This window comes from Clostridium sp. TJA085 (assembly GCF_058310235.1).
Genome location: NZ_JBZEEZ010000003.1, coordinates 47289 through 73232 on the forward strand (window position 1 = coordinate 47289; position 25944 = coordinate 73232).

Annotated in this window: 24 protein-coding genes and 1 pseudogene; all 25 read right to left on the reverse strand. The window is 26.0% G+C overall.

Annotated elements, in window-relative coordinates; translation table 11 throughout:
• Positions 1–23: 23 nt before the first annotated feature.
• Positions 24–1022, reverse strand: coding sequence for an electron transfer flavoprotein subunit alpha/FixB family protein (locus tag AC4FQW_RS09560; RefSeq protein ID WP_491148769.1), 999 nt, complete (start codon positions 1020–1022; stop codon positions 24–26).
• A 20-nt stretch (positions 1023–1042) separates the two neighbouring features.
• On the reverse strand, positions 1043–1822 hold the full coding sequence (locus tag AC4FQW_RS09565; protein WP_491148771.1) for an electron transfer flavoprotein subunit beta: 780 nt from the start codon (positions 1820–1822) through the stop codon (positions 1043–1045).
• Positions 1823–1838: 16 nt separating this feature from the next.
• The gene (locus AC4FQW_RS09570; protein WP_491148772.1) at positions 1839–2978 is read right to left on the reverse strand and encodes an acyl-CoA dehydrogenase; all 1140 of its coding nucleotides are present in this window, start codon (positions 2976–2978) and stop codon (positions 1839–1841) included.
• 60 nt (positions 2979–3038) lie between these two features.
• Positions 3039–3821, reverse strand: a complete 783-nt coding sequence (locus AC4FQW_RS09575) for a short-chain-enoyl-CoA hydratase (RefSeq protein ID WP_491148774.1) — start codon at positions 3819–3821, stop codon at positions 3039–3041.
• A gap of 275 nt (positions 3822–4096) precedes the next feature.
• Positions 4097–4735, reverse strand: coding sequence for a redox-sensing transcriptional repressor Rex (locus tag AC4FQW_RS09580; protein WP_303129807.1), 639 nt, complete (start codon positions 4733–4735; stop codon positions 4097–4099).
• 595 nt (positions 4736–5330) lie between these two features.
• Positions 5331–7550, reverse strand: coding sequence for a heavy metal translocating P-type ATPase (locus tag AC4FQW_RS09585; protein WP_491148777.1), 2220 nt, complete (start codon positions 7548–7550; stop codon positions 5331–5333).
• Between the two features lie 15 nt (positions 7551–7565).
• Complete coding sequence (locus tag AC4FQW_RS09590) at positions 7566–7925, reverse strand: ArsR/SmtB family transcription factor (RefSeq protein WP_303129810.1); 360 nt, start codon at positions 7923–7925, stop codon at positions 7566–7568.
• Between the two features lie 215 nt (positions 7926–8140).
• Complete coding sequence (locus AC4FQW_RS09595; protein WP_303129812.1) at positions 8141–8719, reverse strand: zinc dependent phospholipase C family protein; 579 nt, start codon at positions 8717–8719, stop codon at positions 8141–8143.
• Between the two features lie 306 nt (positions 8720–9025).
• A complete protein-coding gene (locus tag AC4FQW_RS09600; RefSeq protein ID WP_303129814.1) occupies positions 9026–9877 on the reverse strand; it encodes a MurR/RpiR family transcriptional regulator in 852 nt (283 codons plus the stop codon).
• A gap of 232 nt (positions 9878–10109) precedes the next feature.
• Entirely contained in the window at positions 10110–10991 is an 882-nt protein-coding gene (locus AC4FQW_RS09605; protein WP_491148780.1) for an ROK family protein, read from the reverse strand.
• A gap of 11 nt (positions 10992–11002) precedes the next feature.
• A complete protein-coding gene (locus AC4FQW_RS09610) occupies positions 11003–11800 on the reverse strand; it encodes a sialate O-acetylesterase (protein ID WP_491148782.1) in 798 nt (265 codons plus the stop codon).
• 88 nt (positions 11801–11888) lie between these two features.
• Positions 11889–12341 carry a NanQ anomerase/TabA/YiaL family protein gene (locus AC4FQW_RS09615; RefSeq protein ID WP_303129820.1) on the reverse strand — a complete coding sequence of 151 codons (453 nt, stop codon included), beginning with the start codon at positions 12339–12341 and terminating at the stop codon, positions 11889–11891.
• Positions 12342–12379: 38 nt separating this feature from the next.
• The gene (locus AC4FQW_RS09620; RefSeq protein WP_303129822.1) at positions 12380–13918 is read right to left on the reverse strand and encodes a sodium:solute symporter family protein; all 1539 of its coding nucleotides are present in this window, start codon (positions 13916–13918) and stop codon (positions 12380–12382) included.
• Between the two features lie 87 nt (positions 13919–14005).
• Positions 14006–14872 carry an N-acetylneuraminate lyase gene (locus AC4FQW_RS09625; RefSeq protein WP_491148785.1) on the reverse strand — a complete coding sequence of 289 codons (867 nt, stop codon included), beginning with the start codon at positions 14870–14872 and terminating at the stop codon, positions 14006–14008.
• Between the two features lie 37 nt (positions 14873–14909).
• Positions 14910–15575: an N-acetylmannosamine-6-phosphate 2-epimerase gene (locus AC4FQW_RS09630; protein ID WP_491148787.1), complete on the reverse strand. Its 666-nt coding sequence runs from the start codon at positions 15573–15575 to the stop codon at positions 14910–14912.
• A 485-nt stretch (positions 15576–16060) separates the two neighbouring features.
• Positions 16061–16882 (reverse strand): annotated as a pseudogene (locus tag AC4FQW_RS09635) (mannose-1-phosphate guanylyltransferase); the annotation flags it as partial.
• A gap of 29 nt (positions 16883–16911) precedes the next feature.
• Positions 16912–17850, reverse strand: a complete 939-nt coding sequence (locus AC4FQW_RS09640) for a lysozyme inhibitor LprI family protein (RefSeq protein ID WP_491148789.1) — start codon at positions 17848–17850, stop codon at positions 16912–16914.
• 229 nt (positions 17851–18079) lie between these two features.
• Positions 18080–19594 carry a recombinase family protein gene (locus AC4FQW_RS09645; protein ID WP_491148791.1) on the reverse strand — a complete coding sequence of 505 codons (1515 nt, stop codon included), beginning with the start codon at positions 19592–19594 and terminating at the stop codon, positions 18080–18082.
• A gap of 62 nt (positions 19595–19656) precedes the next feature.
• The gene (locus AC4FQW_RS09650) at positions 19657–19869 is read right to left on the reverse strand and encodes a hypothetical protein (RefSeq protein WP_491148793.1); all 213 of its coding nucleotides are present in this window, start codon (positions 19867–19869) and stop codon (positions 19657–19659) included.
• A 114-nt stretch (positions 19870–19983) separates the two neighbouring features.
• Positions 19984–21936: a DUF927 domain-containing protein gene (locus AC4FQW_RS09655; protein WP_491148795.1), complete on the reverse strand. Its 1953-nt coding sequence runs from the start codon at positions 21934–21936 to the stop codon at positions 19984–19986.
• A gap of 295 nt (positions 21937–22231) precedes the next feature.
• Positions 22232–23530, reverse strand: coding sequence for a hypothetical protein (locus AC4FQW_RS09660; protein ID WP_491148797.1), 1299 nt, complete (start codon positions 23528–23530; stop codon positions 22232–22234).
• 289 nt (positions 23531–23819) lie between these two features.
• Positions 23820–24272: a JAB domain-containing protein gene (locus tag AC4FQW_RS09665; protein WP_491148799.1), complete on the reverse strand. Its 453-nt coding sequence runs from the start codon at positions 24270–24272 to the stop codon at positions 23820–23822.
• Complete coding sequence (locus tag AC4FQW_RS09670) at positions 24262–24846, reverse strand: recombinase family protein (protein ID WP_491148801.1); 585 nt, start codon at positions 24844–24846, stop codon at positions 24262–24264. The genes AC4FQW_RS09665 and AC4FQW_RS09670 overlap by 11 nt, the downstream gene beginning before the upstream one ends.
• 185 nt (positions 24847–25031) lie before the next feature.
• Positions 25032–25634 carry a hypothetical protein gene (locus tag AC4FQW_RS09675; RefSeq protein ID WP_491148803.1) on the reverse strand — a complete coding sequence of 201 codons (603 nt, stop codon included), beginning with the start codon at positions 25632–25634 and terminating at the stop codon, positions 25032–25034.
• A gap of 17 nt (positions 25635–25651) precedes the next feature.
• Positions 25652–25921, reverse strand: coding sequence for a Mor transcription activator family protein (locus tag AC4FQW_RS09680; protein WP_491148805.1), 270 nt, complete (start codon positions 25919–25921; stop codon positions 25652–25654).
• Between the last annotated feature and the right edge of the window lie 23 nt (positions 25922–25944).

Below are 25944 nucleotides of genomic sequence, written 5' to 3' on the forward strand. Positions count from 1 at the left end.
CCTAAAATTCAAGTTGAAAGTTATTATTTTACTTCTTTGAACTGAGCTATAAGCTCTGGTAATACTTTATTTATATCTCCAACTATTGCATAATCAGCAATTTTCATAATTGGAGCAGTTTCATCTTTATTAATTGCTATAATCATATCTGAATCTTGCATACCAGCTGCGTGTTGAATAGCTCCTGAGATACCACAAGCAATATATATATTTGGTCTTACAGTTTTACCAGTTTGACCAACTTGGTAATCTCTTTCTATCCATCCTTTATCAACAGCTCCTCTTGAAGCTGCTACTGATCCTTCTAAAACTTCTGCTAATTCATGTAATTTTTCGAAGTTTTCTTTGCTTCCCATTCCTCTACCGCCAGCTACGATAAAGTTAGCTTCACTTATATCTACAACTTCTTTAGTTTCTTTTACTATTTCAACAACTTTAGTTCTAATATCAGCTTCAGTTAAATTAACTTTAACTTCTTCAACCTTAAAGTTTGAATTTTTTTCTTCTACTTTTGCAAAAACTCCAGGTCTTACTGTAGCCATTTGTGGTCTATGGTCTGGACAAGCAATTGTTGCCATTAAGTTTCCACCAAATGCTGGTCTTGTAGCTAAAAGATCTCCATTTTCAACTACAACATCTAATTGTGTACAGTCAGCAGTTAATCCTGTTGATAATCTTGCTGCAACTCTTGGTCCTAAATCTCTTCCTATGAAAGTAGCTCCTATAAATAATATTCCAGGTTTTCTTTCATTAGCTAAGTCGCAAATAACTTTTGTATATCCGTCAGTTGTATAATGTTCTAATAAAGCATTATCACATACGATAACTTCATCAGCACCATTTTCTCCTAATGTATTTGCTAAACCTTTTATATCTTTACCTAATAATAAAGCTGTAAGTTTAACTCCTAATTTATTTGCAATTTTTCTACCTTCACCTAATAACTCTAATGATACTTTTTGTAATTCGCCTTCTCTTTGTTCAGCAAATACCCAAACGCCATTGTAATCTGCTATATTCATTGTTAAATTACCTCCCAAATTTAGATGTAGTGTTTTTCTTTTAATTTTCCGATAACGTATTTAGCTGCGTCTTTTGGACCTTCTTTAATTAATTCGCCAGCGCCCTTCATTTCCTTAGTCATTGACTTCTTAACCTTTGTTGGTGATCCTTTAAGACCTAATTCTGCCTTATCTACATCTATATCATCTGCTGACCAGATTGTGATTTTTGAATCCTTTGTATCAAATATTAATCCAACATTCATGTATCTTGGCTTATTTAATTCTTCTATTGCAGTTAAAAGACATGGTGTATTAACTTTTATTAATTCATATCCATCTTCTAATGCTCTATTTATTAATAATCCATCTTCTTCAACTTTTACATCTTGAACATAAGTTACTTGTGGAATATTTAAATGTTCTGCTATTTCTGGTCCTACTTGAGCTGTATCTCCGTCAATTGCTTGTCTACCAGCAAATATTATATCGTATTCTAACTTCTTAATAGCTCCTGCTAATGCTTTTGAAGTTGCTAATGTATCAGCTCCTGCGAAAGCTCTATCTGTTATAAGTACTGCTTCATCAGCTCCCATACATAAAGCTTCTCTTAATGCACTTTCTGCTTGTGGAGGTCCCATACTTACTACAGTAACCTTTGCTCCATTATTTTCTTTTATTTGAAGTGCTGCTTCTAAAGCATGTTTATCTTCTGGATTTATTATTGATGGTACACCATCTCTTATAAGTGTTCCTGTTTTAGGATCTATTTTTACTGCTGTTGTATCTGGAACTTGTTTTAAACAAACTACTATATTCATTATTAAAAGGCCTCCCTTATCTTAACTTGCTTCCTGCGATAACCATCTTTTGAACTTCTGAAGTTCCTTCATAAATTTCTGTTATCTTAGCATCTCTCATCATTCTTTCAACTGGATATTCTTTAGTGTATCCATATCCTCCGAATAATTGAACTGCTTTAGTTGTTACTTCCATAGCTACACCTGCAGCAAATAATTTTGCTCTTGCAGCATCAACTGAATATGGAAGTCCTGCTTGTTTTTTGTATGCTGCTTTGTATACTAAGTTTCTTGCAGCTTCTATTTTTGTATCCATTTCAGCAACCATCCATTGTAATCCTTGGAATGCTGTTAATGATCTTCCGAATTGTTTTCTTTCTTTCATATAGTTAATAGCTTCTTCTAAAGCTCCTTCTGCAATTCCTAAAGCTTGAGATGCAATACCAATTCTACCACCATCTAAAGTTTTCATTGCAATTCCAAATCCTCTACCTTCTTGTCCAATTAGGTTTTCTTTTGGAACTATACAATTTTCCATAATTAATTCTGTAGTTGATGATGCTCTTATACCCATCTTATCTTCTACTTTACCAATTGAGAATCCTGGGAAATCTTTTTCAACTATAAATGCTGATATTCCTTTTGTTCCTTTTGATTTATCTGTCATAGCAAATATTATGAAAGTTTCAGCAACTCCACCATTTGTTATGAATATCTTTGATCCATTTAAGATGTAGTTATCTCCATCTAAAACTGCAGTTGTTTGTTGTCCTGCTGCATCAGTACCAGCACCTGGTTCTGTTAAACCGAATGCTCCAATTTTTTCTCCCTTTGCAAGAGGTATTAAATATTTTTCTTTTTGTGCTGGCTTACCAAATTCATTTATTAATGAAGCACAAAGTGAAGTGTGAGCTGAAAGTATAACTCCTGTTGTACCACATACTTTTGATAATTCTTCAACTGCTAAGATATATGAAAGTACATCTCCACCAGCTCCACCAAATTCTTTACTAAAAGGTATTCCCATCATACCAAGCTTAGCCATTTTTTTAACGTTTTCCATTGGGAATCTTTCTGTTTCATCAATTTCAGCCGCAATTGGTTTTACTTCGTTTATAGCGAATTCTCTAACCATTTGTCTTACTAATTCTTGTTCTCTAGTTAATTGGAAATTCATTTAAATTACCCTCCTAATAATACACCTAAATCTATTAGTGAATTTATATATTCTATTTCATTATTTGTTTTGGAAGTTTTTAGCTCTTCTTTCCATAAAAGCAGTCATACCTTCAACTTGGTCTTCTGTACTGAAACATTTACCAAAGTCTTCTGCTTCTATCATTATTCCTTCATCTATACTTACTTGCATTCCTCTTCCGATTGCATCTTTACATAACTTAACAGCTATTGGAGCATTGGCCATTATTTTTTCAGCCATAGCTTTTGCTTCATCCATTAAATTTTCTAAAGGAACCACTTTATTAACTAATCCTATTCTTAAAGCTTCATCAGCTTTTATCATATCGCATGTATAAATAAGTTCTTTTGCTTTTCCCTCTCCAACTAATCTTGCTAATCTTTGAGTTCCACCAAATCCTGGAGTTATTCCAAGACCTGCTTCTGGTTGAGCAAATTTAGCTTTTTCTGAAGCTATTCTTATATCACATGACATTGCAAGTTCACATCCACCACCTAGTGCAAATCCTGAGATAGCAGCTATAACTGGCTTGTCTAATTTTTCTAATCTTCTAAATACTTTGTTACCTAAAATACCAAATTCTTTTCCTTGTTCTTCGTTTAAATCTTTCATTTCTGAAATATCAGCACCCGCAACAAAAGATTTTTCTCCAGATCCAGTTAATATAACACAAGTTATGTTGTTATCCTTTTCTAAATCTTCAACAACTGTATTAATATCTTTTAATGTTTCTGAATTTAAAGCATTTAATGCTTTTGGTCTGTTTATAGTTACGATAGCTAAATTTCCTTCTTTTTGAAGAATTACATTCTTTAATTCCATTAATAAAGCCTCCCTTTTTTCACAACCCAATTAATATACATTATTTGAATATTTTTCTAATTTTCACTTTATCAAACATTAAAAACTTGAAATTTTGTAATTATTTTTCAATTGTTTGTTATAATATTAACAAATATAACTAAAAAATAATTGAAGTCTCTCAACTTCAATTACAATTATAATACTTTGTTAAATTTTTTGCAATATCATTCTAAAATTTTGTGTATTTTTTTACAATTCCTCAAAACCTCTTATTTTATCTAGCTTTAAAGCTATTATTTATTATTCTTATCATGTAATAAATATATTAAAGTTAATAAACTTTCACTTAAATGTACATTTTCAACAGTTATATTTTCTGGAACAATTAAATCTACAGGTGCAAAATTCCATATTCCTTTTACATCACCTTCGACTAAAGTATCACAAACTCTTTGTGCATTAATTTTAGGTACACATATTACTCCAACGTCTATTTTGTTATCTTTTAAAAACCCTTCTAAGTTGTCAATATCCTGTATTTCAACATCTCTTATTCTCATTCCAAGTAATTTAGGATTAGCATCAAATATAGCCTTTAATTTAAAGTTCATTTTACTAAATCTAGTATAGTTGGCTATTGCTTGACCTATATTACCAGCTCCAATTATTACTGCATTATACTCTTTATCCAATCCCAATATAGTACTTATTTGACTTGCTAATTCACGTACATTATATCCATATCCTTGTTGTCCAAAATCACCAAAACAGTTTAAATCTTGACGTATTTGAGAAGCTGTAAAGCCTATTTTTTCTCCTAATTCCTTTGAAGATATTCTGTCTACATCATTTTTTAATAATTCATTTAAATATCTGTGATATTTAGGCAGTCTCTTAATCACAGCCATAGAAATAGATTTCTTTTTTTCCATACGTATCTCCTTATTAATTTTTATATTTGATTAAACATAATTATATAAAACTCTTTAATTGAGAGTTAAATTTTTAACTATCATTATATATATTACCATAATTTAATTAAAATAATCCAATTTTATTATAAAAAATAAAGTTTATATATAAGACGCCCATCTTATATATAAACTTTGCTTGAATAAGATGTAAAGTTTTAAACTCTACAACAGGAAAAATTCCTGTATGCTACCCATCTTGTTTTGCCTGAAAGATTTACCGTAGTAGATTATACTTTTCTTTTCTACCTTTGTCAATGGAATTACTTGTATTTAAAAAGGATTAGATAGGATATAATATTTTTTTAGGCATAATTTATATATAGATACTAAAATATAATTTCTTATTTTTAATAATATTTGTAATTTATAATTTCGTAACACATATTATAATTCATAATATTTTATAAATCAAAGTGTTTAATATTATTTACAAAAAAATATATTTATATAAATTAATAATTAGCGTAAAACTACAATATAAATATCATAACTTTACGCTAATTTTATATTAAAAAAAATATATTTTTAAAAGTCTTTTAAATACTTTTAAATTTTATAATCTAAGTGCTCTCATTGAATTTAATACTGCAATTAATGTTACACCTACATCTGCAAATACTGCTTCCCACATATTTGCATCTCCAAGAGTGGCAAGTACTAATACTAATATTTTTACACCTAATGAAAATATTATATTTTGCCATAATATTTTATTAGTCTTTCTTGCTATCTTAATTGAATCCACTAATGTTGAAGGTTCATCTTTCATAAGAACAACATCTGCAGCTTCTATAGCAGCATCTGAACCTATTCCTCCCATAGCTACTCCAACATCTGCTCTTGCAAGTACAGGGGCATCATTTATACCATCTCCAACAAATGCAAGTTTTCCTGTCTTTTTACTCTTTAATATTTCTTCAACTTTTTCAACTTTATTATCTGGTAATAATTCTGAATAATATTCTGTTATTCCTAATTCATTTGAAACTTTATCTGCAACCTTTTTACTATCTCCAGTTAACATAACTATTTTATTTACACCAATTAATTTAAGATTATCTATAGCACTCTTTGCATCATCTTTTATTTGATCTGAAATAATTATATTACCTTTATATTCATTATCTATTGAAACATATACTATAGTTCCTATTTCATTAACCTCTTGAACGTCAATACCATTTAATTTCATAAGCTTTTTATTACCAACTAGTATATTTTTATTGTAAGCTCTAGCTATTACACCTTTTCCTGAAACTTCTTCTTGTCTTTCAATTACATTATCATCTATATCACTATTACTTGATAATTTATACTCATCAACAATTGATTTAGCTATTGGATGATTAGAAAATTTTTCACAAGTTGCTGCATACTTTAAAAGATCAGATTTTGATATATCTATATTATTTATTTTTGTTACTTTAAATACACCTTTTGTTAAAGTACCTGTTTTATCAAATATAACTGTGTCAACATCTTTAAGTGCTTCTAAATAATTTCCACCTTTAATTAATATTCCTTTTTTTGAAGCTCCACCTATTCCTGCAAATAATCCTAAAGGAACTGACACAACTAACGCACAAGGACAAGAAACAACTAAAAATATTAATGCTCTATATAACCATTCATCAAAACTATCTCCTGTTAATAATGGTGGTATTATAGCTAATGCTACAGCAGAAAATACTACAATCGGAGTATAATACCTAGCAAATTTTGTTATAAACTTTTCTGTTGAAGCTTTTTTACTACTTGCATTTTGAACAAGTTCTAATATTCTTGCTACAGTTGAATCTTCAAATACCTTTGTTACTTTAACTTTTATAGTTCCAGTATTATTTATAGAACCTGCTAAAAGTTCATCCCCTTTTGTTTTGCTTATTGGTACTGATTCACCTGTAAGTGCTGATGAATCTATTAAAGTTTTTCCAGATAATATTATTCCATCAAGAGGAACTCTTTCACCAGGTTTTATAACTATAATATCTCCAATACTCACATCCTCTGGTGATACTTGTACGATTTTATTATCTCTTTCTAAATTAGCATATTCAGCTTTTATATCCATAAGTTCTGATATAGATTTTCTTGATCTATTTACAGCATAGCTTTGGAATAATTCTCCTATTTCATAAAAAAGCATAACTGCGACACCTTCAGGATATTGCCCTATTGCTATAGCACCTATTGTTGCTATACTCATTAGAAAGTTTTCATCAAATATTTTACCTCTTATAATATTTTTAAATGCACTTAATAAAACTTCACTTCCTACTAATATATATGAAATTAAAAGTAAAGGTATATTTTCATCAAATATCATTCCAATTACAAAAAATACTATACCAAATATAAGCCTAAAATTTTCTTTTAAAAAAACTATTATTTTATTTTCTTCTTTTTTAGGTATACCCTCTTGTTCACTTTTATTCATTTCATCACTGTGATGATGTTCACTATAAGTTCTATCTGTAGTACAACAAACATCAGTACAAATAGATGATGAATTTCTAAACTTAGAATTAGATTGATTAATTGAATATTTAACTACTTCAACATGCGGTTCTAAATCTTTAACAACCTTTCTTATCTTATCTATCATATAACTTTCAGTAAAATTCTCATCATATTTTACTATTAATAATTTAAATGAAAAGTTTAAACTTGCTTCTTTCACTTCTGGAAATTCGCTTACTATACTTTCTATTTTACCTGCACAATTTGCACAATCTAAGCCATTTAAAGATAATTTTAATCTTTTACTTTCCATATATGATCCCTCCTTTTATTCATTAACGTGATTTAATCCTTCATTAAATATTCTCATAATATGCTCATCATCTAATGAATAAAAAACTGATTTACCTTCTCTCCTAAACTTAACAAGCCTTGCTGCTTTTAAAGTTCTTAATTGATGTGATACTGCTGATTGAGTCATATTTAAAAGTGTTGCTATATCACAAACACACAACTCCCTTTCATAAAGTGCACATATTATTTTAATTCTTGTTGTATCTCCAAAAACTTTAAAAAGTTCTGCTAAATCATATAAAGTTTCTTCCTTAGGTAGTCTCTCTCTTACATATTCGATTCCGTCTGGATGTGTTATATTAGCTGAACATTTATCTATATAAACTTCTTGCATAAAATTCCCCCTTATATATGAGTGATTGTTCATATGTTCATTATATGATTTTATTTTCAAATATGCAACCATTTTACTAAGAATTATTTTTAAATTTATAATTAACATTTTTATAAATTATATTAATATACTTACATAAAAAAGTTTATGTCACTAAAAAAGGATATAGACTGTATATGTATATTACACATATATAATCTATATCCATATTAATTTTACATTGCTAATTCTCTTCTTTGCTCATTTGCTACTACGGATTCTATAATCATATTAACTACATTAGTACATACATAATATGCAAAGTTTAAGTCATTTTCATAGCTTTCTTCAAATCTATATAGCTCTAAAGTTTCTTCTATAAATTGTTTTACATTGCCTCTATTTAATCTATTATTTTTAATTACATTTATTTCATAATTTTTAGAAACCTTAGAAAGTTCTCTTTCGTATAAAACATGAGGTTTCATTGAATTTTTGAATTCCCATCTTTCATAATGAGGTAAACAATAATAATCAGTTAAGAAGTGACATACAACCCCTAAAACCCCACTAAACTTTCCAACACTACTATCATTCATAATATCTGTTACTGTAAGAGATGATAATCTATCAATCATCTCAAGTATCATATCTATACTTTCATCATAATAATGTTTTTTAAACTTATATCTTGAGGCACAATCTGGTTTTATATTTCCCCATATAAATCTCTTTCTATTTATTAAATGTAATCTATCTTCTCTCATATTATCTAATATATAGTCTGCTATCATTTTATGATTATTCATCATCATTTAAACATCGCTTCCTTTAAAAAAATTATTTATTTATATGCTACTACAAAGCTTAATTAAAATATATATTATTATTTTGGTCTTAATGTTAATAAATATAATATCATTCCAAAAAAGCCCTCATACTTATTGTATAGAAAAGTAATATTAATATTACTAATTTATTATTACAATTCAATTAAAGTTTTTTGAATTTAATACATTTAATTTAAATATTACCACATTATTGAAATTATTCAAATAAAAAAACTACTATTTTACTAAAAAAAGTATTTATAGTAGTTTAATAAAATTATAAATCTTTAATTAAATGCTATCATTATATACTTCAATAGCATTTGTTGTTTTAACCTTTCTTTCAACAGCCTCATTAAACATTTCTTTTATAACTTCAGTATAAACTAAGTCTAACAAAAATATTTGTGGTATTTTTGATGATATTGATCCTGTTTCAAGAATAGTTTCACCAGATACATAAGTAAGCTCATAATCTGCAAGTCTTCTTAAAGGATTATCAGTATCCTCTGTTAATGTAATTATTTTAACCCCATTCTCCTTTGCTTGCTGAACTGTTTTAACTATTTCCTTTGTTACTCCAGAATGAGATACAGCTATTATTGCATCATCACTATTCATAATTGAAGACATTATAACCATTGTATGACTATCTGTTATAGGAGTACTATTAAATCCAATTCTCATAAACTTATAATTTATATCTGTAGCTACAACCCCTGAATATCCTATTCCTACAAAATAAATTCTTTTAGAATTCATTATTAAATTCTTACATAAATTTATCGTATTTGAATTAATTTTTTCTGTAGTTCCTTCTAATATATCAATGGTTGATTTTAAAAGTTTATTTGCGGTTTCTATAACTCCTTCATCCTTATGAACATGTGAGCTTATAGCACTAGTATTTTTCTTTACAGATAACTCTTTAGCTAAAGTAACCTTAAAATCTTGAAATCCACTAAAGCCCATTTTCTTTGTAAATCTAGTTATAGTTGCTTCTCCAACATTAGATTCACTTGCTATTACTGATATTGATTTATATATAAAATTATCTAAATCTGTTTTTATATATTCAATTAGTGCTTTATCTGACTTTGTCGCTCTAAATTTAGGATTTTCTAATTGACTTAATATTCCCATATTTGATATACCTCTTTTAATATTTATTTCACTTAACACTTATAACAAGTATATCACCATTAGTAATATTATTACATAATATACATAAAATTCACAATTTTATTTTATTAATTTTTTACATAATAATATTATCATAATTAGATATATTAATTATTATAGTTTATTATCGAATATGAGTATAGTTATATAAAGGAACTAAATAATTATATTTAGTTCCTTTATATCATCTTATTTATACATAATTTTTAAAATTATAAACTGCTCCCACCATACCCGCTGTATTTTTAAGCTTAGCAAATTGTATATTAGTATTTTTATAGACTGATTCTATTAAATATTTCTTTAAAGAATTTTCTATTAAAGGTCTTAAAATATCTTCTCTAGCCATAATTCCTCCACCTAAAACTACAACCTCCGGATTAAATAAATATACTACATTAGATATTCCATGTGCTATTATATCAGCAATTTTTTCTATTTCTTCAATACAAATAGCATCACCATTTTCATAACCTTTAACTATTTCTTTTCCATTTAAATTTGAAGAGTCTATTCCTTTTTTCTTAGCTACACTATTTACTAACGCAGTTGTTGATGCAACCTTTTGAATTTCTTCTCCATCAACTATCATATATCCTATCTCTCCTGCTGAATTAGTAAATCCATGAACAACTTTTCCATCTAACACAACTGCACCACCAATTCCTGTTCCAACAGTTATACATACCATTGACTTTTTACCTTTTCCAGCTCCAAGCCAAAGCTCACCAAGAGCAGCACTGTTGACATCATTTTCAACAGTACAAGGAATTTCAAATTCTTCTTCTAAAATTTTTTTAATTTCAACTCCAATATAATTTGGAATAGTAGGTCCTGCATATAATATTTTACCTTCTTTAGGACATACCATTCCTGCAGTTGATACACATATACCATCTATATTATAACTTTCTTTAAATCCATGAATTATCTCTTTGACTTTATCTATTATACTAATACCACCTTTATAAGCTTCTGTTGGTCTCTCTGAAGATTCTAATATATCACCATTTTCATTTATAATTCCATATTTAATATTAGTTCCTCCAATATCTATTCCAGCAAATAATCTCATAAAAATCACCTCTACAAATTCTCATATAAATTAATTAATTCTTTTATATATTTTTTATTTTTTTCTAAATCTATTTTATATTTAAAGTTAAGTTGTTTATCTCCATAATAATAGTTATAAATATTATTAGCTAATTCTTCTCCAAGTTCATTCAAAGCTTCTTGTGAGTAATGTACTTCATCAATTAAAAGATTTCTTTCTCTAAATGATAATGCTAAATTTGATGCTACAATTAAATCTTCACATTCTTCTGCAGTAATAATTTGTGTAGCTGCAATATTGTAAACTCTTTTATCATCAACACCTTCCCAATATCCCGTAAGACTTACAAATACTTTTTCAATACCTATATTCTCCAAATCTTTTACTAATCCTTTTAATTTTTCTCTATAATATAAAGGATCCGCACCATATTTAGCATCACTTTCACCTTGAATCCAAATAGCACTTTGATTATTTATTGTGTAGATTTTTTTTAATTTTTCAATACCAGCCTTATATTTATCTAATGCATTCATTAAATAACTGTATCTATCATGCCCCCAATTTTTTATCATAGAACCATCTACAGCACTATGTATAAAACATACGTAATTATCTGTTAATTCATTCCACTTAACAGAAAAATTTTGTGCAATAGTTCCATTTCCCCTAGATAACTCTAAAAATTTTCTCATTGGTATAATTTCATCTACTTCAATGTACTCAAAACATTTACCATTTGGAGTTATTGCATAATTTGTATCTCCCATTCCAAGAGCATTACTTTGTCCTATTAAAAAAAATACATCAATTAAAGGCTTATTCATATCATTCTCTCCTTTTAATTTTAAATAGCTTAATACCCTATAGCACTTTAACGTGCTACAGGGTATATAAAGACCTAAATATTTAAACTTATAATATCACCTTATAAATTGCCTTTTTAACATTGCTTTCTTTTTCATCTGCTTTTAAACAGGTCATATGAATATCCTCTGGATAGCATATTAAAAAGTCATCTTTTTCAAGAACTACTGTAGAATTCTCATCTCCTTCAAATTCAAGGAAATCGTCTTCTTCAACATACTTTTTAAAACTTAAATTATCTTTAAAATTTAAATTTATTCTTTCTTTTCCCTCAAACACTACATGAACATCTATATATTTTTTATGTCCTTCCCAAAATCTCTCTTCTTTATTTTTGGTAGTATAATTAACTCTATTTAAGAAAAGTTTTTTTCCATCAATTTCATGACTACCAGCCTCATAATTTATAACATTATTCTCTTTAGCATGTAATAGTGCTTCCTTAACAAGATTTTCTAAAAATCCATATCTTTCTATATCCTTTAAATTTCCGAATATCATTTCATTTCCTCCTAAATATAAAGAAATTAAATTTAAATTTATGATAAAGCTGCTTCTCTATTTTTTTCTTCTTTATCCTTTTCTTTATAGTAAACTGTAGCTTCTCTTTGAGTTTTTTCATCAACAACTTGTGATTGAGTCATTAATGATACTATCATTCCAACTATTACAGATACACCAATTGAAATAATTGAATATGACCATATACTTACATCAAATCCACCGTATTTACATACTACAACAGCTACTGCTGATGCTATAAATCCAGCATACGCTCCTGCTTTTGTTGCTTTTCTAAAGAATATACCTAATACAAATATTCCTGCTAAAACTCCAAGTACAAGTCCCATAAATCCATTAAACCATTCATAAGCTGATTTAACTCCTCCATTTGCAAGCATAATTGACATACCTATTGAAGCTATACCAACACCAAGTGATATATATTGAGCAAGCTTTGTTTGTTTTTCCATTGACATATCTTTTGATATATATTTTTGAATATCTAAAGTCCAGCTTGTTGCAACTGAGTTTAATCCAGTTGAAAGTGTTGATTGAGCTGCTGCATAAATTGCTGCAAGTACAATACCAGTAATACCAACAGGTAATTGATATGCTATATATGAAGCAAATATTTGATCTTGTTGAGCTGTTTGTAATAATTCAGGATTTTGTTTATAGAATACAAATAATGCTGTTCCAATTAAATAGAATATAGTTGCTACTACTAATGATAAAATTAAGTTTCCATAAGTCATTTTCTTTAATTGTTTTATATCAGTAGTTGTTGTAAACCTTTGCACTATATCTTGACTTGAAATATATGATGAAAAAGTATTTAAACCTCCACCAACAATTAATAAGAATACACTTGTCTTTAATATATTTGGATCGAATATTGGTTCATTTGAAGCTAAGAATTTTCCACCTTCAGTTAATTCTCCCATAACTGCTCCAAAACCACCGTTAATTGTTGAAACTAAGAATATTAATGAAAATATAATACCTGCTATAAGTACACAACCTTGAATAAAATCTGTCCATAATACTGACTTTAATCCACCTGTGTATGAATAAATTATTGCAATAACACCCATTGCAATGATAAGTACATTAACGTTTATTCCTGTAAGATTAGCTAAAACCATTGATGGTAAATACATAATTATTGCCATACGTCCAACTTGATAAATAATAAACATTATAGCACCAAGAATTCTAAGCCCTTTATCTTTATATCTTATTTCTAAATATTCATACGCTGTATCAATATCTAATCTACTATAAACTGGTAAGAAATATCTTATTGTAAGCGGTACAGCTACAAACATACCTAATTGAGCAAACCACATTATCCATGTACCTTTATAAGAGTTACCTGCTAAAGATAAAAATGAAATTGGACTTAAAAGAGTTGCAAATATTGAAACTGAAGTAACCCACCAAGGAATTGTTCCATCACCTCTAAAGAATTCCTTTCCTTTCATTTCTTTCTTTGAAAACTTTAATCCAGCAAATAACACAAGTCCTAAATAAACAACTAAAACAACTAAGTCAATCTTTGTAAAACCTTGCATCTCATTTTCTCCCCTTTTACTTTTTTGACTTCATAACTTAACTAATTAATTAGTTAAGTTATGAAGTTTTATTTTAATTACTAAAAATTAAAAGTATTTCTTATTTATTTCCTTTGCCTTTTCAATCATTTCTTCTGTTGCTTCTTTCATTGGTTGTCTGCAATATCCTGCATCTACACCTTGCTCTTGTAAAATTAATTTAATTGTTTGATATAATCCATTATTTAATATATCTGTAATTAAATCATTAGTTACATGTTGAACTTCTAATGCAGTTTTTATATCACCCTTTTGTGCAGCTTCAAAAATTTGTCTTGCACGAACTCCATTAACATTAAATGTTGAACCTATAGCCCCATCAACTCCTAATACTGTTGCTGGCAACATCATCTCATCAAATCCTGCAAAAATTAATTTATCTGGGAATGCCTTTCTCATACGCTCTAATAAATAGAAGTCTGCTGCTGTGAATTTAACACCTATTATCTTCTCATTTTCAAAAAGCTCTGCAAATTGATCTATTGACATATTTACACCTGTTAAAAATGGTATTGAATATATAATAAGTTTATTATCAACTGAATTTATTATTGTTTCATAATAATGTTTAATTTCCTTGAAATCAAATTTATAATAGAATGGTGTAACTGCTGATATTGCGTCATATCCTAAGTCAGTTGTAAATTTTGCAAGTTCAACTGCTTCCTTTAAATTAACTGAACCTACCTGAGCAATCAGTTTAACTTGTCCTTTCGCTTCATCCATAGCTATTTCAAATATTCTTTTCTTTTCATCAGTTGAAAGCATAAAGTTTTCACCAGTACTTCCCCCAACATAAAGACCATCAATTTTACATACATCAATATTATGTCTAATTATTTCTCTTAATCCCTTTTCATTTATATTTCCTTCCTTATCGAATGAAACTAATAAAGCTGAATAAATACCTTTCATAATATAAAACCTCCCAATAAAACCTTTTTAAAATTATTTATTTTAAAACATTTGTAAATCTTCTAGTTATTTGTTGCGGTCTTGTTATTGCACCGCCAACTACAGCTGAGTGTGCTCCTAAATCAAAAGCTTGTCTCAAATCTTCTGGTGTATTTATTTTCCCTTCACAAATAACAGGAATATTTACTGTTTTTACCAACTTCTTTAATAATTCAAAGTCTGCTTCATCACTTTGTGTTGAATATGGTGTATATCCAGAAAGTGTTGTTGAAACACAATCAAATCCAAGTTTTTCTGCTTCTACACCTTCTTCTAATGTTGATATATCTGCCATAGCTAATCTATTATTTTCATGTATATAATCTACTAAATCCTTAAGTTTTTCATCATTTGGTCTTCTTCTTCCCGTTGCATCTAATGCTATCATTTCACATTCAGTGGTAAGAAGATCATCGATTTCTTTTTTAGTAGGTGTTATATAAATATCTGAGTCATTATAGTTTACTTTAATTATTCCAATAACAGGTAGCCCTGTTACCTTTTTTATTTCATTAATATCATTAACTCCTTGTGCTCTTATACCTACTGCCCCACCTTCTTTTGCAGCCTTAGCCATTCTTCCCATAATAAACGAACTATGTAAAGGCTCGTCCACTAACGCCTGGCAAGATACTATTAATTTCCCCTTAACTACATCTAACATCTAATCACCTTTTCTGAAAATTTTTTTCTTTTATATTTACATTGTAATCATTTTCTTAATATTTTTCAATAGTTTTTTAAAAAATATTTTCACTTAAAGAAAATATTTTTCAAATTATTGGTTTATAATTTTCATTAATTTACATTTATAAAACAAAAAGCGAAGATTCAAATGAGTTAAATATGAATCTTCGCTCTAAAAACAATTATCATCTCTTATATATTTTTGTTTAAGTAAACTGAATCATTATTTATATTAATTAATAAGTTTACTATAAATATTCCTACTAAGAATACAAATAAAAATAATTTCCCCATCTTTTCTTCTCCCATACCCTTAAAATTTTATGTAATTAAATTACATTGTAAAATAATTTTATAATATAAATAACCATTTTTCAAAACATTTTTATTATGTATTTATAAACTTTATATCCATTTTAAATTACATAAATAAAAGAAGGCTTTTATACCTTCTTTTATATTTTATAAATACTTTTTATAATCTTTTTTGCCTTCAAGTTTATTTAAAAGATGTTTTATTTCCTGATCTTTTTCCCTATTCATAACAAGCAATACATCACCTGCATCAACTATCACAATATCTTTTACACCTAATCCTATTATTAAGCTTTTTTTACCAAATACAGAACAATTCTCACATTCTTCTAAATATACATTTTCAGATACTGAATTACTATTTTGTTTCTCTAAAAATCTACTTAAAGCACTAAAACTACCTATATCATCCCATGTAAAATCACACTTTATAACATAAGCTTTTCTAGTTTTTTGCATAACTCCAAAATCTATGGATATACCATCTATAAGCTTATATTGTTCCTTTATTACTTCTTCTTCATTTTCTTCTCCTATATACTTATATATTTCCATTAAAGGCTTATGCATTAATGGAAGATATTTTTCTATTTCCCTTATTATTACATCAGCTCTAAATATAAACATTCCAGAATTCCACAAATAAGTTCCTTTATATATAAAATCCTTTGCAACTTCCATATTAGGTTTTTCAGTAAATCTAGCTACCTTATATGCTGGTCTATTGCCATTAATTTTATTGCCCATTTCAATATATCCGTAACCAGTTTCTGGTCTTGTTGGATATATCCCTAAGGTTACTATACATCTTCTCCTATTTGCTAATTCAACAGCTTGGGCAAGAGTCTCTATATATTCTTTTTCATTTTCTATATAGTGATCTGATGGTAAAACTATCATTACTGCATCTCTATCTTTTTTTAATAATTTAACTGCTGAAAGTCCTATACATGTAGCAGTTTCTTTGTTTATAATTAAGGTTCTATATATAATAAATTTTAATTCATATACTTATTTACTAATTCATAACATCTTTTTTCAGTTTCATGTGCTAAAGTCATTCTATAATCAAAAGATGCCATTCTCGCTCCATTATATCCTGCTCTTACTTTTTCTGCTTTTTCATCTCTTTCTTTTATCCATTTTATTTCATCTCTTTCTAATATTTTAAATTTATCTTTAGGTAACTTAGCTTTTAAAGTTCCATATATATCATTTAATTCATTATCCCATTGATTATATATATCCATAGCTTGGTTTTGCATTTCAGGATTTGTTTCTCCAGTAACACTACCTTCTGTTTGCTCTTTTATTGTATTTAATTTATTTAAATAGTTTTTCTTATCAACAGCTGCATCTCCTAAATAACCTGTTGAACCACTTTTTTCTTCTGATTTACTAAGTTCAGAATTTACTCTACCTTTCAAATCTTCTAATTGCTGTTTTTGATTTTTATTTAAATCACTTTTTTGTAATTTTTCAATTAAACCTTTTGCATCTTGATAATTCTTCTTATTTATTTGATCTCTTATTTTATCTAAGTTATCATTTATTTCTTTGCTATTTTTAATTGCTTTATTTATTTTATCTTTTAAACTATTTACATCATCTTTAAATCCATTATAATTTGAATATTCATTATTTATTTCGTTTATTTTTTTATTTGCTTCATCAAGATCTCCTTTATCAAAAAGATCTTTTGAGTCTAAATAATTATTAATCATACCTTTTAATTGTAATGCTTTTTCATTGTTTGGTTTATCATCTAACACTAAATCAAAACAAGCTATTGATTTTTGATATTCTTTCTGTGTCATTAATTCAATTCCTTTATCTATTTCCTTATTAACTCCTGAGTTTTTATAAATAAAAAATGATCCTACTCCTATAATAGCTATAACTAAAATAACTATAGGAATTATGTATTTCTTTTTCATAAAACTTATCCCCCTTAATTTATATATTTTTATTATACAACTTTGAAATAATTTTACTAGTTAATATATATTTACCATTTATAAATAACTTTAACTTTTTTTGATTTCTTTATGTTTAAAATAATATATTTTTTCATATTTGTAATTGGTATTTTCTCTTGTAAAATTCCATATTATATAATTATTTTCTTTATATATTTTAGAAGAGGAAGAAATTTAATTCTTCCTCTTACATACTTTTTATATATTTAAAATCTATACATATAGTTCCATCAATATATATAACTATTTTTTCTATTATAGATTTCATCATTGAATTATTCCATTTATCTATAGGTGTATCTAATAAATCATCTATGCCTCCTATAAGTTCTTTTTCCTCTTCCTTAGAATTATCCTTTTTATTTAACTTACCTTCTATTTTCTCTTTTCTTTTAACTAAATTATCTAAGTTATCTCCTATTGATTTATTTTGTAACCTATATTGGTTTTCATTTATTATACTATTTGTATAACTCTCTAATAACTTATTAGAAAGGTTAGTATATTTTTTTATTTGTTTAGCTAAACTTTCTAACTCTTCTAATAAAATTTTATTATCATCTACTTTATTTTGTTCTTTTAACTTTTCTTTAAGCTTTCTATAATTATTTTTCACTAAAGAATCTAATTTATTTTTTATATAATCTATTAATGTATCTTCCCATATGAAATTTGAGGAATGATTACATCTAACTTTTCCATACATATCATAATCTATACACTGATAATATGGCTTTAAATTTTTTAATGATTTTTTTCTTTTTATTGTCATAGTTGATCCACAATTTCCACACTCTAAAATGTTACTAAATAGTGCCTTATTACTATATCTACTTCTTTTACCATTACTATAACTCTTCAATTTAGAACTTCTTCTCTTAACTTCATCTTGAACTTTATTAAAAAGCTCTTCTGATATAATTTCTTTATGATTATCAAAATGCTTGTACCAATCTTCTTCTGCTACTTTCATTTTAGTATCCATTGTAACATCTAATGTTCTTGTCTTTCCTTGTGTTAAAATACCTATATAAAAATCATTAATTAAAATTTTTCTTACAGTTTGTGCAGTCCATTTTCCCCCTCTTTTAGTTTTCACTTTATCTTCATATAAAATTTTCGCTATTTTATTGAAACCATTTCCTTGTATATATAAATTAAATATCTTTTTTACTATAATTGCTTCCTCTTCATTAATTATAAAATTCTTTTTATCAACATCATAATTATATCCATAAGGTGCTAAGCATACATGGATCTTTCCTTCTTGATTATAAGAATCCCAAACCATTTTTATTCTTTCAGAAGTTTTTTGAGCTTCTTGTTCTGCAAGCCATGCAAATAATCCAAACTTATTAGCATCTATTTTACTATCTAAATTATCTTCTAAAAATATTACTCTTATACCATTTTCTCTTAAAGTAGAAATTGCTGCTAACGTTTCCCTTTGATTCCTTCCAAATCTTGAGTATGATTTTGCAATTAAGACATCAAATTTCTTATTTTTCCCATCCTCTAACATCTTAAGCCACTGTTTTCTTTTATATCCTTTAGCTCCACTTATTCCTTCATCAATATATATTTTTTCTATTAAATATCCTTTATTTCTCTTTATCCAATTTTCAAATAATTCTTTTTGATTTTCTATAGATGAATGTTGATCCATAGTGCTAACTCTAGCTAAACAAGCTACTCTTAACATTTAATTCACCTCTTTTGTTATTAAAATAAGTATGCCATGTGGCATACTTATTTATTGAAAAATTAATGATTTCTTCTTTCATACATATTTTCTATGCACCTATTAACATCATCTTGACCATATATTGATATGAATTTATATATCTTTTTCCCTATCTTTTTTAAATCTATCTCAATTCCATTTGAATTATATATGTTCTTTAAATCTCCATCAGATAAAGTTTTGCACATTTTTTCATAATTTTCTTTTGATACATATTGAAATATATTATCCATTTTACTGTCCTCCTTAAATTTATTGTTCCCATTTTAATTCCCACTTTTAATTAACTACTAAAGTCCTTAATTAACTATATTACTATAGTTTAGGGTTTATTCCCCAATTTCCCACTAAATAGAATCCAATTTATTATATATACTTTTATATACAACTAAAACTCTAATACTTTTATTACCTATTTTTATTTTCTTTGTTCTTCTTATAGTTTCTTTTCCTGAATTTCTCTCTTTTGAAACTTCTATAGCATTAATTTTTTCTAAAGCTTTATTAACAGCTGTTTCTCCTACTGGAAATTCCTTGTCAAGACCTTTCCAAAATTTCTTTATTTTTTCAAAAGCTATTTTAGGTATTAAATAATATTTTTCTTCATCTTCATATCCAATAAAGTAATTATTTTTGTTGTCATCTTTTATACTATTTACTTTAACTTGTCCACTATAAATCAATTCTTTTAATGCTATCAAATACATAATTGCCGGATCTTCATTAAGATTATTTTTTTCATGCTCTCTAATAACATTAGCTAGTTTATATAACCACTCTTCTTTTTTTAAAATTTCACTACTATAATTTAAATCTTCAAAATATATAAAAATTATATTTACAGTTATATTTAATATTGAATATACTTCTCCTAATCTTGGGTGATTAAATTTATTTGTATAATAAGTTCTTATTTCATAAAACTTCTTTTCTATATACTTAGTAATATCTTCAAAATTATATGAAACCCATTCTATAAAATAATTCATATATGTTGAAAATATTAAAGGATTTCCTTGATGAAAACTTAATATTGTTTTATCAAATTCTTCACGATTAACTTCAATGCCAACATATCTAGCTATTGTTGATTCTCCACCTATAAGATCCTCACCTGTAATTACACAAAGTCCTCTTGGTGGATATACTTTTTGTTTTTGCATATATTTGTTAGATCTTCCCTTACTTATTCCATCACCATACATTCTTAAAATATTTGAAGCCTTTGACTCCATATCCTTTTTCTCTATATATGAAGATGAAGGATGGTAATCATCAATTAAAAGAGAACAATCTTTATGTTCAAAAGCCTTTAATTCTAAAGCTGCTTGAGTATCTTTAAATGTTGCTGATATTTTCATATCTTTTCCTCTATTAAATAAATTGAAAAATATTTTTGATACAGATGTTTTCATAGAACCTGTAAGTCCATAAATCCATAATACAAATTTAGGTTCAGCTCCTGCTAAAGAAAATAACTCTTTTAAAACAGAAAGATGTGAATATACAAACATAAAAATTGATTTTTCGTCATTTCTACATATTTTAGTTAATAATAAAATATCTTCAAAATTTGAATATCTATTATCAATTTCTATATTATACTTTCTATCTCCATGTATATTAATATCATTGCAACCAATTGCCCCTCTTCCATGTAAATAAACATACTTACCATTTATATTTCTCCATCCAACTTGCTTATATTCTATTTCCTCTTTAACAAACTTAGCTGATTCTGAAATATATCTATCCAAATATTTGTACGTCTTGCAATCTGCTCCAAGATAATATTTAATTCCAAGTTTATTTTTTATCCAATTGCTATCATTTAAGTCAATTGGTTCTAATATTATTGTTCTCTCTTCTATTCTATTTTCTAATATACATCTTAGTTTATATTTTTTGCTTTTATTACTTCCATCATCCTCAACTATTATTTTTTCTACTTTCACATTAAAATTACATATATCTAGCTGTCCATTAGGAGTATTTAAATATAAGTGTCCATTTTCTGCAACAACTATATCCCAAAAAACTTTTATAGGACATTCTAGTTTTTCTTCATTATTACTATAATTATTTTTATTAGTATATCTTACTACTGATCTAACCTCATTTTTTTCTTCATAGTTATTTAAGTTTATTTTCTCATCATTATTTATCATTTCATTCATTAATCTATTATCTTCATTTATCATTGTTATTGGACTATCTTCTATTGTTAATTCACTACTTTTTTTATTTTTACTCAAAATATTTATTGGGGTTTCTAATTCACTATTTTTATTTCTTTCCATATTAAATTCTCCTATTCTTAATTTTTTTTAGGAGTTGCAACTTCTAAATTTATCTTAAGATATTTTATATGAAATTTTTCAACTTCAAGTTAATAAAAATTTTTTCAACTTGAAGAATTTAAAAAACATCTAAATTCTTTCTACTTCTTGCTATACAACTTATATTTTTAAATATTTAATCTATTTATATAAGTGAGTTTTTCACCTGAAAATTTTTATACTTTTTTTATACTTTTTTTATACATAAAAAAAGATTATCTTTTAATTTCTTAAAAGATAATCCTAAAATATATTTTTAATAATCATTTTCTAAATATTCTTTTCTCAATCTAGAAAACATCATTTCTCCTAATGCATTATTTAAAATATGTTCTATCTCAACTTGAGAGCCATTTTGATTTAAATCATTTACAAATTCTTTCTCTAACTCAATTAATTTAGGAAGTAATAAATCAATATATTCCTTATATAATCGTCCTATATCTTTTTCACCCTTTCCTTTAATCAACATATCAGAGTAACCACATGAAAATTCAAAGATATCTTCTAAGTTATATTCCACAAAAACTATTATAAGATTCTTTTGAACATTATTTTCACAATTTTTAAAAAAATTCTTTTTGCATCGATTCATTAAATTTTCATCTATTTCTATATTATATTTATTTTCATCTACAATTAAAAACATTTCTTTATGAAAATGTTGCAATACATTAATTATAAATATTTCTTTATTATAATTATTTCTAAAAGATAGTAATTTTGTATTATTTTTAAATTCTTTATAATATTTTTCTATACTTATAACTTCATTTTTATCTAAACTTAATAAATATAATAAAAATTGTTTATGTAATTTTCTTTTTACATACTCATTATCTAATTTTGAAATATGTCTATATAAACTTTTATTATCATTTATTATACCTTTATCTATATCCCTAAAAATATTATTTATTTCACTCTCTAAATCATTATTATTATTTTTTAAATTAATATTTAATATATAATCCTTAAAACCAAAAATATTTTTATTTTTTATATATTCTATATCATATTCAATAACATCTGATTTATTTTTCTCTATAGTTTTGCGACTCTTATATTCCCATTTAATTTTCAAATCATCAAATTCATTTTTTAATGCAGATTCTAATGAATATTTAGATCTATTTTTAAAATTTATATTAAAATCTTCATCCAAATTAATTTGCTTTATATTTTCATTCATTAAATATTTTTTAAAAATATAATCATCAAAATATCTATATATCAATATATCTATGTTTTTAATTAATTCATCTAATATATTTCCAGCTTCAACATTACTCCTTAACATAATTATTGAAAATAATACGGATAACTTTTCAATTAATATTTTACTTAATTCATTGAACTTATAATTATATTTATATGAACTATCTTTTTTTATATTATATTTTATATAATCTGGAAGTTTCTCTATTTCATCAAAAAGTTTTTTATTATAATTTATTATTTCATCCATTTTTAATGTTTTTTTATTTTTAGGAAACTTTTTACCTTTTGTTATGCTTAATTCATAAGCTTTTATCATACAATTTAATATATCCACAAATTCATAAGGTATATCATATCTTGTTGAATTATTATTTTTATCATTATGAAAGAATCCTCTATCTATTTTAAAATATTTTAATGTTTCTCTTATTTTTCTCCTGTTTCATTTTTTTTACCACCAAATTCTTCTATAAAATCATTAATAGTGTAATTAAATTTTTCATTTTTTATATAATTTCCCATAAAAATTCTCTCCTCTTATTTTTAAAATACCTAAAAATAGAATATCTTTATTTGTAAACATTTACAAGAAGAGGTGTGTAAATATTTTATAAATTATATTTTTATATAATCCCTTTTTCTTTAAGACTACTATAATTATCATCACTAATTATTATATGATCCAATAGCTTTATTCCCAATATACTACCTGATTCATATATTCTTTTAGTAACATTTATATCTTCATTAGATGGATTAATACCTCCTGATGGATGATTATGTGCTAATATTATGGAATTAGAATTACTTAATATAGATGCTTTAAATACTTCTCTTGGATGTACTAATGATGAATTTAAAGTCCCTATACTTACTACATTAATACAATTAGGTTCATTTTTTGTATTTAAGCAACATACTATAAGCATCTCCCTATCAGCCTCATAAAAAAATCCTTTAAATAATTTTACTGCATCTTCAACTGAATTTATTGATCTGTTTTTATACAGAACGCTCTTTTCTTTAACCATTTTTAATGATACTATATCTATTCTTTTTGAATGTTTATTTTCCATTTTTAACTTCTTCCTCTCTACTTCTAAATTTATTTATAAGTTTATAAAAAGTATTTCTTTTTAAATTTAATTTTTTCATAGCCTCATTAGCTGTAATTTCTCTATTTTTCCATTTACCATAAATCTCATTCCAGTTTTCTGGATAACTAATTTCTTTTCTTCCTTTATATTTTCCTTTTTGTTTTGCTATAATGATTCCTTCCTTTTGTCTTTCTAAAAGGTTAGCTCTTTCAAATTCATTAATTGCTCCAATCATAGTTAACATTAACTTTCCAGTAGCTGTATTAGTATCTAAATTTTCTTTTACACTTATTAAATTTATTCCTTTTATTTTTATTTTTTCTACAATTTCTAATAAATCTTTAGTAGAACGTGCTAATCTACTAAAATCCCAAATATATATACTATCTCCTTCACGTGCAAAATCTAACATTTCTTGTAATTTAGGTCTACTCATATTTTTAGCAGATATTTTTTCTTCAAATATTTTATCTATATTATATTTTTTAAGACCTTCTAACTGCCTACTTTCATTTTGTTCTATTGTACTTACTCTAATATATGCAATATTCAATTTACTTCCCTCCTAAAAATAAAAAGCCAAGAATGTTTGTTTAACATCCTTGACTTTCTTAAACATATATTTTTTTATTGAATTTTAAACTCTAAATAAACATATTTATTACTTTCAAATATATTTATTTAAAGTATACTCTATTAAAATACTTTTAACAGCTATGTATTTAATATAATTATACTTTATCCATGTACATTATCTTGAATATAAGTGTTTAATGAATCATGTAAAAATGTATTTATTTCATCATGAGATATTTCTACATTGTTTACACTCATGTACGGAAAATATACATGTCCATGATCAACTATCATTTGTATAACTACATCTGCATCTTTATTAGCATAAGTACATTTACCAGTAAATTCTGCTACATCTACATCTGATTCAGTATCATGGAAAGCTCTCCATTTAGGATTTACAAAATAGTCATTAAACACTTCTTCAAATGTATATGATGAATCTAATACATTTCCTTTTTGAACACTTTCTAAGAAGCTTTTGTTATGAACAGCTATTTCTCTTAGATTATCTTTATCAACTCCATTTTGAACTACATCTTTATATCCTGGATTACTTCTTAAACCTAATTTATCTGTTTTAGATTTGTTATCTCCAATTACTCCAAGTCCAGCTAATATAAATACCACAATTAAACAAATACCTATTCCTATAATTCTATATTTTATTCTGCTATGACGCCTTTGTTTTCTTTCCTGTTTTCTAAGTTCTTTTTCCTCATCTGATACTTGTTTTACATTAAAATCAAAATTTCCTATTTTCATTTAAAAAAAATCCCCCTTCAATAAGCTTTATTATTTTTTAAATTTTTATTTATAATTTGTTTTATCCATCTTTCTGTATAACCTAATTCTCTTGATAATTGTTTTATATTATTTCCATTATAATTTTCTTTTAAATATTTAATTATATATTCTTTTGAATATAGCCTCATAGGAAATGTCACTTGTTGACCTTTATAATTTTTATATACTTCTAATGTGATTTTTTCTCCAAGAACTTCTATCATATCTTTATAAATTCCACTATAATATCCACTCTTACTATTCATACATACTTTTTCCTCCTTTATTT